A 1,094-nucleotide genomic window follows, 5' to 3' on the forward strand; every position below is an offset into this window, starting at 1 on the left:
GTGATACTAATACTGATGGTTTATTAAATCCAACAGAAACTTGGATTTATACTGCGCCTAATTACACCGTGACTCAAGACGATTATGATGCACAAACTATTTCTAATACGGTAACAATTAATGGTACTGATGTGGATGCCACTACGGTGACTGCAACAGATACATTGGTGATTGCGGCGACTCAATTCTGTGATGTTAATCCAGGTATTAATATTGTAAAAACTGGAGTTTTCAATAACGACAACAATAATAATTGTTCAGAAATTGACGAAACAATTACATATACATTTACGATTACTAATACTGGTAATGTATCATTAGAAAATGTAATAATAACAGATCCGTTATTAGATAATACAACTCCTAATGTAGTAATTACTTATATTTCTGGAGATGTCGATAACGATCAGCAAGTAGATTTAACTGAGATTTGGATTTACACAGCTACATATTTAATAACTCAAATAGATATTGATGCTACTGAAGTTATTAATACTGCAACAGTAAATGCTCAAGGAGTTTCAAACGGAACATTAGTTACTTCGACTTCTCAAACAACAACTGAGTTAATTGAGGATACAACTCCTCCAGATACTTCAAATTGCACTACTCTAGATGAAACAATAGAATGCAGCGGTGTTGATAATGAAAATATTGCGATTGCTTGGAATGCTGCAAATATCGCTGCTCTAGAAGCTTGTGCAACTGATGAGTGTGATAATAGCTTTATTATAACTTCAAATTACACTTTTGGAAATCTTATTTCTACTTGTGGAGCTAGTGGTACTATTACTGTTACATATATTCTAACAGATACAACTGGGAACTTTAGCACATTTACCGCAACCCTTACTCTAGAAGATACAATAGGTCCCGATTTAACTAATTGTACTGTGATAGATGAAACTATCGAATGTGGTGGAACCGATAACGAAAACATTGCTATCGCTTGGGATGCTGCAAATATTACAACACTTCAAAACTGTGGTACTGATACTTGTGATATAGATCCTACTAACGTAGTAACTTCTAATTACGACTTCAACAACTTAGTCTCTAATTGCGGTGCAGGTGGTGCAATTACTGTTACTTAT

General features: G+C 34.2%; 1 protein-coding gene. It reads left to right on the forward strand.

All coding sequences use genetic code 11. From position 1 onward, the window contains the following. Positions 1-1,094, forward strand: a 1,094-nt coding sequence (locus tag ASC41_RS00160) for a DUF7507 domain-containing protein (protein WP_420835914.1), incomplete at both ends; no start/stop codon positions are given.

The sequence above is a fragment of the Lacinutrix algicola genome, from assembly GCF_001418085.1.
GTDB classification, from domain to species: domain Bacteria; phylum Bacteroidota; class Bacteroidia; order Flavobacteriales; family Flavobacteriaceae; genus Lacinutrix; species Lacinutrix algicola.